The sequence below is a fragment of the Desulfolutivibrio sp. genome (genome assembly GCF_036584575.1).
GTDB lineage: Bacteria > Desulfobacterota > Desulfovibrionia > Desulfovibrionales > Desulfovibrionaceae > Desulfolutivibrio.
In genome coordinates this window covers 35,577-45,457 of the sequence record NZ_JAZHDB010000202.1, presented here as the reverse complement: position 1 = coordinate 45,457, position 9,881 = coordinate 35,577, and the positions used below count along the sequence as shown (strand labels likewise).

At 66.0% G+C, this 9,881-nt stretch carries 9 protein-coding genes; 6 read left to right on the top strand and 3 right to left on the bottom strand.

The features are described from left to right. On the top strand, positions 1-989 hold a 989-nt coding region (locus V3572_RS14705; protein WP_332111772.1), incomplete at its 5' end, for a homocitrate synthase/isopropylmalate synthase family protein. Between the two features lie 121 nt (positions 990-1,110). Here V3572_RS14705 and V3572_RS14700 read toward each other — a convergent pair. The 3 genes from V3572_RS14700 to V3572_RS14690 all read right to left on the bottom strand — a co-directional run bounded on the left by V3572_RS14700 (position 1,111) and on the right by V3572_RS14690 (position 2,773). Beyond that, a complete protein-coding gene (locus tag V3572_RS14700; RefSeq protein ID WP_332111771.1) occupies positions 1,111-1,599 on the bottom strand; it encodes a GNAT family N-acetyltransferase in 489 nt (162 codons plus the stop codon). Between the two features lie 28 nt (positions 1,600-1,627). After that, on the bottom strand, positions 1,628-2,209 hold the full coding sequence (locus tag V3572_RS14695; protein WP_332111770.1) for a TIGR00730 family Rossman fold protein: 582 nt from the start codon (positions 2,207-2,209) through the stop codon (positions 1,628-1,630). Positions 2,210-2,287: 78 nt separating this feature from the next. Then, complete coding sequence (locus tag V3572_RS14690) at positions 2,288-2,773, bottom strand: hypothetical protein (protein ID WP_332111769.1); 486 nt, start codon at positions 2,771-2,773, stop codon at positions 2,288-2,290. Positions 2,774-2,908: 135 nt separating this feature from the next. On the opposite strand from V3572_RS14690, the gene uvrB reads away from it, so the two are divergent. From uvrB to dapB, 5 genes are all read left to right on the top strand, one after another. Then, a complete protein-coding gene (gene uvrB / locus V3572_RS14685; protein ID WP_332111768.1) occupies positions 2,909-4,930 on the top strand; it encodes an excinuclease ABC subunit UvrB in 2,022 nt (673 codons plus the stop codon). Next, positions 4,927-5,967: a potassium channel family protein gene (locus tag V3572_RS14680; protein WP_332111767.1), complete on the top strand. Its 1,041-nt coding sequence runs from the start codon at positions 4,927-4,929 to the stop codon at positions 5,965-5,967. Before uvrB ends, V3572_RS14680 begins: the two co-directional genes overlap by 4 nt. Positions 5,968-5,981: 14 nt before the next feature. Continuing rightward, positions 5,982-6,644, top strand: coding sequence for a DUF3431 domain-containing protein (locus V3572_RS14675; RefSeq protein ID WP_332111766.1), 663 nt, complete (start codon positions 5,982-5,984; stop codon positions 6,642-6,644). 10 nt (positions 6,645-6,654) lie between these two features. Then, positions 6,655-8,760 (top strand): NAD-dependent DNA ligase LigA, encoded by a 2,106-nt coding sequence (ligA, locus tag V3572_RS14670; RefSeq protein WP_332111765.1) that lies wholly within the window; start codon positions 6,655-6,657, stop codon positions 8,758-8,760. A 152-nt stretch (positions 8,761-8,912) separates the two neighbouring features. Then, positions 8,913-9,698 carry a 4-hydroxy-tetrahydrodipicolinate reductase gene (gene dapB / locus V3572_RS14665; protein ID WP_332111764.1) on the top strand — a complete coding sequence of 262 codons (786 nt, stop codon included), beginning with the start codon at positions 8,913-8,915 and terminating at the stop codon, positions 9,696-9,698. Positions 9,699-9,881 lie beyond the last annotated feature (183 nt).

Below are 9,881 nucleotides of genomic sequence, written 5' to 3'. Positions count from 1 at the left end.
CGGGCGGCCCGGTCATCGCGGCCCTGTGTCGGGCGCTTCACAGGGACATCGACGCCGCGCGCGAGGCCCTGGCCGACGCGCCGCCCAGGCGCCGGGCGGCCAACATCTTTTTGTCCGCCAGCCCCCTGCACCGCCGCTACAAGCTGAAAAAATCCAAGGCCGACATCCTGGTCATGGCCGCCCGGGCCGTGGAATACGCCCGGAAATCCTTCGCTTACGTCAATTTCAGCGCCGAGGACGCCAGCCGCACCGAACCCGGCTACCTGGTCCGCCTCTATGAGGCGGCCATATCCGCCGGGGCCACCTCCGTCGGCTTCCCGGACACGCTGGGGGTGCTCACCCCGGACGAGGTGAAGGAGCGGCTGGAATTTTTGCGCAGCCATGTCCGGGGCCTGGGCGGCGTGTTGCTGGGGGTGCATTTTCACGACGACCTGGGGCTGGCCACGGCCAACACCCTGGCGGCCATCCAGGCCGGGGCGGACATGGCGCACTGCACCGTGGGCGGCATCGGGGAGCGGGCCGGGAACGCGGCCCTGGAGGAGACGGCGGCGGTCCTGACCCTGCGTCCGGACCTGTACGGCCGCTCCATCCACCTGGACGCCGCGAAACTTGCCCCCCTGTGCCGTCTGGTGGCGGGCCTGACGGGCGTCCCCACCCCGCCCAACAAGGCCGTGTGCGGGGAAAACGCCTTCGCCACGGGGGCGGGCGTTCACCAGGACGGGCTGCTCAAGCATCCGGACACCTATCTGCCGTATCCGCCCCAGGCCGTGGGGGCGGACCCGGCCCGCATCGTGCTGTCGAAACACAGCGGTCGGGCGGCCTTGCGGCTGCGGCTGGAACAGTTGGGGGTCGTTTTGGACGAGGCCCGGCTGGAGGCCGTAAGCGAGGCGCTCAAAAACGCCTCCAAGGCGGAGTGGGGGGATGAGGCGGGGCTTTTGGAGAGGGTGGCGGGGGAGCTTGTCGACGGCAAGACGCGGATGATGGGCTAGCGCGGGAGAGTGACCGGCCGGGGGCCGGGAGAGAAATGCTCAGGAAGGACCGTCCCGGGTGGGGGGGGCGGCGTGATCCCTCGCCCCTGAAACCCGCAAGGGCGACGCCCCATCCCTCCCTTCAGCCTTTCTCCGGGAAAGGCCGCAACACCAGGGTAAGCCGCAGCATGTCCTTGAGTTGGATGCCGTCCTCAAAGATGGGTTCCGGGTAATTCGTAAGAAAAAAATCCGTGTCGATCCCCGTGACTCGAAATCCCTGCCGCTGATAAAACGCCAGTTGATAGCCGAAGGTTCCCGTCCCGACCTCAAGGCGCCAGGCCCCTTCCGTCCTGAACACGGAAATGACGTGGCTGAGAAGCGTGGTCCCGATTCCTTTCTTTTGCTGGGAAGGCGTTACGGCGATGTTCATGATTTCGTACGCCGCTTCAGAAAGAGGCGCGACGATACATACAGCGACAGGCAACACCCCGGAGTATGCCGCGAAGCAGCGTGATCGCGGCAGATATGCCGCAACCTTGGGTTCGGAAGGGTCCGCCAGGAGCATGAGTTCCAGTGGCGCGTCCGCCGGGGATGTCTCCGCGATGCGAGGTGAAAGGTCGCTGCTTTTCATGCGGCATCCGTTTCGTGGCGTGTTGGCGTCAACTCTTGTCCCGGTCAATCCACTTGGGGGCCGTGACCGGCCGATAGGCCCGCATGGCCTCGAGCAGTTCCTCGGGCGTGGGCGCGGACAGCACGATCCCGGCATGGGCGTCGCGCACGAAGCGGTTCTCCACCATGGTCCGCACCAAGGCCAAAAGCGGATCGTAGAACCCGCCCACGTTGAGCAGCCCGCAGGGCTTGCCGTGCAGCCCAAGCTGGGCCCAGGTGACGATCTCGCAGAACTCCTCCAGCGTCCCCATGCCGCCGGGCAGGGCGACAAACCCGTCCGACAGCTCGGCCATGAGCGCCTTGCGCTCGTGCATGGACGGCACCACGTGCAGCTCTGTCAACCCGGTATGCTCCAACTCCTTTTTCTTCAGAAAATCGGGCAGCACCCCCACCACCTGGCCGCCTGCCGCCAGGCAGGCATTGGCCGTGGCCCCCATGAGCCCGACGGAGGCCCCGCCGTAGACCACCGTCAGTCCCTCCCGGGCCAGGAACGTCCCCAGGGCCTTGGCCGTCTCCAAAAAAACGGCATCGCCGCCGGGGTTGGACCCGCAAAACACGCAGACGCTTTTCATGCACAGGCTCCAAAAAGGGCGGGGAGCCGTGCTGGACGGCTCCCCGGTTGGTCGTCGAGAAGGAATCGGGCGCGTGAGTTACTCGGCGCCTTCGAGCAGGGGGCGGTGCTGGCTTAAGTCGAAGAAGCCGCGCACGGCGAAGGGCAGGGGAAAGTTGAGCACCTTGTCGAAGTTGACGAAACCGCTGTCCTTGCCCTCGGCGAGTTCCGACAGGGCCACCAGGCCCAGCGGGATGGGGAAATTGAGGGAACAGGAGCGGATGGCCGCCAGCCGGTCCTGGTAGCGGTCCTTGAGGTAGGTGACGAGTTGGTCGCGCTCCTCCTCGGTGAAGGCCTCCAAAACCACCCGCCGACAGCTCTCCAGGCTGACCTCCAGGTCCGGCGCCAGCAGATCGCCCATGAGCGCGTTCCAATCGTAAAGTTTTTCCTCGGCCGCATCCCATGTCGGCCGGAACAGGTGGACCTCCACGTCCTTGCGTCCTTTGAAGCTTTTGATGACGATGGACAGGGAGTAGGCCCGGGCGACAGGCAGTTTGTTGTCCGCCGGGACGATGTCGATTTCCATGGATGCTCTCCCGTGTGCCGCTGGCGGCGAATATGGTCTGGGATTTCCCCGTTGTGTCCGACACGGCTTGGCCGTACATTCGGCTTTCGCGGCCACACGGCCGCCCAAACCTCGTAAAACCGGATTTTACCCTACATGTCCAGTCTTTTCCAGCTCAAAAGCCCCTTCGAACCCAAGGGGGATCAGCCCCAGGCCATTAAGGAACTGGCGGCCAACCTCGCTTCCGGGGTCAAAAACCAGGTGCTCCTGGGGGCCACGGGCACCGGAAAGACCTTCACCATGGCCCAGGTTGTGGCCCGCCTGGATTGTCCGGCCCTGGTCATGGCCCCCAACAAGACCCTGGCCGCCCAGCTTTACAATGAGTTCAAGGGCCTTTTCCCGCACAACGCCGTGGAATATTTCGTCAGCTATTACGACTACTACCAGCCCGAGGCCTACCTGCCGCGCACGGACACCTACATCGAGAAGGATTCGTCCATAAACGACGACATCGACAAGCTGCGCCATGCCGCCACCCATTCGCTTTTGACCCGGCGCGACGTGCTCATCGTGGCCTCGGTGTCCTGCATCTACGGCCTGGGCTCCCGGGACTACTACGAGAGGATGGTCCTGCCCCTGGCCGTGGGGGAAGAGATCGGCATGGACCGGGTGCTGTCGCGGCTGGTGGAGATCCAGTACGAGCGCAACGAAATCGATTTCCACCGGGGCACGTTTCGGGTGCGCGGCGACGTGGTGGAGCTGATTCCGGCCTACAGCCGGGACACGGCGCTTCGTCTGGAATTTTTCGGCGACGAGCTGGAGGCCATCCTGGAGACGGACCCGCTCACGGGCGAGGTGCTGGGGGCGCTCAAAAGGACCATCATCTTTCCGGCCAGCCACTACGTGTCGGATCGCGAGAACCTGAATCGGGCCGTGTCGGACATCCGGGAGGAGCTGCGCCTGCGGCTGGCCGAATACGAGAAGGGCAACCGGCTCCTGGAGGCCCAGCGCCTGGAGCAGCGCACCATGCAGGACTTGGAGATGATCGAGGAGCTGGGCTACTGCACGGGCATCGAGAACTATTCCCGCCACCTGGACGGCCGGGCCGCCGGACAGCCGCCGTATACGCTTCTGGACTATTTTCCCGAGGACTTCATCACCTTCATCGACGAATCCCACATCACCGTGCCCCAGATCGGCGGCATGTACAGCGGCGACCGCTCCCGCAAACAGACGCTGGTGGACTTCGGGTTCCGGCTGCCCTCGGCCCTGGACAACCGGCCGCTCAATTTCGAGGAGTTCCTGGCCCGGGTGGGGCGCATGGTCTTCGTGTCGGCCACGCCGGGGCCGTGGGAGATCGACCGCTCTCAGGGCCTGGTGGTGGAGCAGATCATCCGGCCCACGGGGCTGGTGGACCCGGTGGTTACGGTGCGGCCCACCACGGGCCAGATGGACGACCTGCTGGGCGAGTGCCGCAGGCGCATGCAGGCCGACGAGCGGGTCTTGGTGACCACCCTGACCAAGCGCATGGCCGAGGACCTGACGGATTATTTCAACGCCATGGGCGTCACCTCCCGGTATCTGCATTCGGACATCGACACCCTGGAGCGGGTGGCCATCATCCAGGCCTTGCGTCAGGGGGAATTCGCCGTGCTGGTGGGCATCAACCTGTTGCGCGAGGGCCTGGACATCCCCGAGGTGTCCCTGGTGGCCATCCTTGACGCGGACAAGGAAGGATTTCTACGATCCGCGCGCTCTCTGGTGCAGACCTTCGGCCGGGCGGCCCGCAACGCCGCCGGGAAGGTGATCCTCTACGCCGACAAGGTGACCGGCTCCATGCACACGGCCATGGAGGAGACCAACCGCCGCCGGGAGAAGCAGGAGGCCTACAACCTGGAGCGGGGCATCACCCCGACCACCGTGCGCAAGGATATGGAAAACGTCCTGGATTCCCTGTACAGCCAGATTCGCGACGAGACGACCCAGGCGGCGCGGATTCTGGCCGCCGAGGACACGGGCGAATACGGGGTGACCCCGGCGTCCATGAAACAGACCATCCGCCGTCTGGAGCGGGAGATGCGCGCGGCGGCCAAGGAACTGGCCTTCGAGCGCGCGGCGGCCCTGCGCGACCGCATCACGGCCCTGCGCGAAAAGCTTCTAAGCCTGGGAGAGGCATGAACTCCATCAAGCTGCGCGGACGCGTGCTGACGATGCAGCACCGTCTCGGCATATTCTGGCCCATCGTCATCGGCTGCGTGATCATGTTCGGCGTGGTGGCGGCGGGCGTGGCCTCGTACATGATCATTGAGGGCTGGCCCTTTTTCGACAGCCTGTACCAGGTCATCATCACCCTCTCCACGGTGGGCTTCCAGGAGGTCAATCCGCTCTCCGAGCAGGGACGGGTGGCCACCATGCTGCTGATCGTGTGCGGCGTGGGCAGCTTCGCCTATCTGGTGGGGTCGTTCACCCAGGTGCTCATCGAAGGACGTCTGCAAGAAATTTGGGGGAGGCGGCGGGTGCAAAAAGCCATCGACAAGTTGACCGGACATATCATTATCTGCGGCTGCGGGCGGATCGGGGCCATCGTGACCGAGAAGGTCTTGGACGAGGGACACGGCGTGGTGGTCATCGAAAAAAACCCGGACGTGGTGCGCGAACTCGAGGAAAAGGGCATCCTGCACCTGTCCGGGGACGCCACGGACGACGATGTGCTCATCGCGGCCGGGATCGACCGGGCCAAGTCCCTGGTGGCCGCCCTGCACCAGGAGGCGGCCAACGTCTACGTCACCCTCACCGCTAGGCAGATTAATCCCAGGCTGTTTATCGTGGCCCGGGCCGACACCCCGCCGCACATCCCCAAGCTCAAACGGGCCGGGGCGGACCAGGTGCTCATCCCGCACCTGTTCGGCGGCATCCGCATGGCCCAGTCGGTCTTGCGGCCCACGGTCACCAGCTTTCTGGAACTGGCCCTGGGCGGCGGGGACATCGACCTCCAGATGGAGGAGCTTCGGGTGGAGGCCGCCTCCGAGGTGGTGAACCAGAACCTCGTCGAGTCCAAGATCCGGCCGCGCTTCGATCTCATCATCATCGGCATCAAGAAATCGAGCGGGGAGATGGTGTTCAACCCCCAGCCCCAGACCGTGCTGGAGGCCGGGGACACCATGATCCTGGTGGGCAAGGGCGAGGATCTGGACCGGCTGAGGGCCATTTTGTAGTTTCGGAGGCCGTGATGGACGCATCCCCCGGCATCGAATGCGTGGTGGCCCGGTACGCTGAGGACGTGTCCTGGACGGCGGCCCTGGGCTGTCCGGTCGTGGTCTACGACAAGTCCGGCGCGCCCGGGCCGCATGCCCTGCCCAACGTCGGCCGGGAGAGCCATACCTACCTGCACCACATCGTGGCCCGGTATCCGGATTTCGCGGACTATACGGCCTTTGTGCAGGGCGATCCCTTCCGCCACCTGCCGCCGGGCATGGACGCGGCCGGGCTGTGGGAGCGCATACGGCAAAACGCGCGCCTTGGCGCGCCGTTTGCCGGGCTGGCCTGGTTCAAGCTCAAATGCGACCGGCTGGGGCGGCCCCACGACATGGCCGATCCGGCCAGGGCGGGCGCCTGGGCCGGGTTCGGCAAGGACATCCCGGTGGGTGCGGTCTATGCGGCGCTTTTTCCCGGTCCCGTGCCCGAGACCTTCCTGACCCCGGCCCCGGCGGGGCTTTTCATGGTCGGCCGGGAGCGCATCCTGGCCCGGCCCCTGGGCTTTTATCGAAAGGCCCTGGCCCTGGCCGAGGCCGACCCAGGGGACGCCGACAACACCGGGCATGCCTTTGAGCGGCTGTGGAACGTGATTTTTAACGGTCGAACAGACCTCAACCGGCCGGATGCGGCCGACTGACGGAGCAGGCGTGGCCCAGGCCAGCATCGATCCGGCGGCGCGGGTTCGCGAGCTTCGCGACCTCATCCGCCACCACGACCACCGCTACTACGTGCTTGACGATCCCCAGATCAGCGACGCGGAATATGACGCGCTGTTTCGCGAACTCCAAGATATCGAATCGGCCCATCCGGAACTGTCCGACCCGGCCTCGCCCACCACACGGGTGGGCGGCGCGCCAGCCGAGGGCTACGTCTCCCGGCCGCACCGCCAGCGCATGTACAGCCTGGACAACGCCATGAGCCGCGCCGAATGGGAGGCCTTTCTGGAGCGGGCGGCCAACGCCCTGGCCAGGCAGGGGGAGAAGCTCGGGACGCATTTCTGGGTCGATCCCAAATTCGACGGCCTGGCCCTGGAGGTCATCTACGAGCGCGGCCTCTTCGTTTCGGCCCTGACCCGGGGCGACGGCGTCACCGGCGAGGACGTGACCGAGAACCTGCGCACCGTGCGCAGCCTGCCCCTGACCCTGGCGCCCCACGCCCAGGCGGCCGGACTGCCGACGCCGGAGCTTTTGGAGGTGCGCGGCGAGGTGGTCATCACCCGCCAGGATTTTTATGAGCTCAACGAGGCTCGCCGGGCGGCCGGGGAGAAGGCCTTCGCCAATCCCCGAAACGCCGCGGCCGGGTCCGTGCGCCAGCTTGACCCCAAGATCACGGCCTCACGCCCCTTGCGCTTTTTCGCCTACGCCACGGGCGAGTCCGTCTTTCCCGGCGGCGCGCCTCCCTGGAAAACCCATTCGGCCATGATGGCCACGCTTAAAGGCTATGGGTTTTCCGTGGCCCGGGAGGGCAAGGTCCGCCGGGCGGCCCAGGTCTATCCCTTTTTCGAGGAGCTTGGGAAAATGCGGCTTGATCTGCCCTTTGAGATCGACGGGGCGGTGGTCAAGTGCGACGACCTGGCCGTGCAGGCGGCCCTGGGATTTACCGACCGGGCGCCGCGTTTCGCCGTGGCGCTCAAGTTTCCGGCCCACGAGGCCGAGACGGTGCTTACAAAGATCGAGGTCCAGGTGGGCCGCACCCGGGTCATCACCCCGGTGGCCATCCTGGCCCCGGTGTCCCTGGCCGGGGTCACCGTGTCCCGGGCCACCCTGCACAACGAGGACGAGATCGCGGCCAAGGATCTGCGTGAGGGCGACACGGTGGTGGTGCGCCGGGCCGGGGACGTGATCCCGGAGGTGGTGCGGGCCGTGGAGGAGAAGCGGCCGCCCGAGGGGCGGCCTCCCTTCGTTTTCCCGGCGGACTGTCCCTCCTGCCATACCCCGAGTCGGCGGCTGCCCGGGGAGTCGGCCCGCAAGTGCGTCAATCCCGACTGCCCGGGGGTGCGCCTGCGGGGCATCGTCTATTTCGTGTCCAAGGCCGGGCTGGACATCGAAGGCGTGGGCGGCAAGTGGATCGAGATACTGGTTGCGCGCGGCCTGCTGCGCACCCCGGCGGACCTGTTCGTGCTGACGAAAGAGCAGCTTTTGGAGCTGCCGCGCATGAAGGAGAAGTCCGCCACGAATTTCGTCACGGCCATCGCCAAGGCCAGGGAGGCGGCCACCCTGGACAAATGCATCGCGGCCCTGGGCATCCCCCTGGTGGGGACGCGCACGGCCAAGACCCTGGCCGCGAGGTTCACGGACATGGACGCCCTGGCCGGGGCCTCGGAGGAGGATTTGATTGCGCTTTCCGATGTCGGCCCCGAGGTGGCCCGCTCCATCCGGGAGTTTTTCGCCGCGCCCGAACAGCGGGAGTTGCTCGGCCGTTTCAAGGCGGTGGGGCTGTGGCCCAGGGCCGTGGCCAAGGCCCCGGCGGATGCGGCTGGGCCGCTTCGCGGCAAGCGGTTTCTTTTTACCGGCGAGCTTGAAGGCCTGCCCCGGCAGGAGGCCCAGGCCATGGTCGAGGCGGCCGGGGGCATGGTGATTTCGGCCGTCTCGAAAAAGCTCGACTATCTGGTCGTCGGGGACAAGCCCGGCTCGAAACTGCAAAAGGCCCGGGAACTGGGGTGTGCGGTCATCGACAAGGCGGCCTTCCTGGAGCTTGTGCGTTCCGGTCCCGGCCGGGCGGGCATGGTCCAGGGCCGCCTTCTTCCCGGCTGAACCCTCTTTTTGTTGGACGCGAAGCACGTTGTTTTTATAAGGGATTCCAAAGGGCGAAAGCCCTTTGGCCGCCGGGGGCAGCCACCCCGACCAGGCTTTCGGGCGCGGCCGGGCGGTTTTTTTCTGCACCTTTTTTAACGCGGGAGACGGACATGAGCGTGTGTGACGTGGTCATCATGGGGGCGCGGGGGCGCATGGGGTCCACCCTGATCCAACTGGTCCGGGCCAATCCGGACTACCGGCTGGCGGCCGTGGTGGAGCGGCCGGGCAATGAGGCCGGGCTTTCGGATTTCGGCTGCGTGGCCGGGTCGGACCTGGCCACGGTGCTGCCCCAGGTTCCCGGGGCGGTGGTCATCGACTTCACCTCCCCGGCCTGTTCCGTGGCTACGGCCAAGACCGCCGTGGCCGCCGGGAATCCCCTGGTCGTCGGCACCACCGGGCTGGACAAGGACCAGCTTGCCGCCTTGGCCCAGGCCGCCACGGCCGGGCGGGTGTTTTTCGCGCCGAACATGAGCGTGGGCATCAACGTGCTGTTGTCCGTGCTGCCCGCCCTGGTGAAGAGGCTTGGGGACGCCTACAACATGGAGGTCATGGAGATCCACCATAACCGCAAGGCCGATTCCCCCAGCGGCACGGCCATAAAAATCGGGCAATGCCTGGCCGAGGCCGCCGGGCGTGACTTCGACGCCGTCAAGACATGCTGCCGGGAGGGCATCATCGGCCCGCGTCCGGCCCAGGAGATCGGCATCCAGGCCCTGCGCGGCGGGGACGTGGTGGGCGATCACACGGTGTATTTTTTTGGTCCCGGCGAGCGCATCGAGGTCACCCATCGGGCCCATTCCCGCGACACCCTGGCCCAGGGGGCGCTTCGGGCTGCGGCCTGGCTGCCGGGGCAGGCCCCGGGGAGGCTGTATGGCATGCCGGACATGTTGGGCTGAGGCAAGAGCAAGAGGATATCATTCATAAAAAATACAGTCGTATTTTTTATGGGGCGGATTTTGTCATGCCCGATATGTTGGGCTGAGGCCAGAGCGAGAGGATTTTATCCATAAAATACTGTCGTATTTTTATGGGACGGTTGGCGGCATGCCGGACATGTTGGGCTGAGGCAAGAGCGAGAG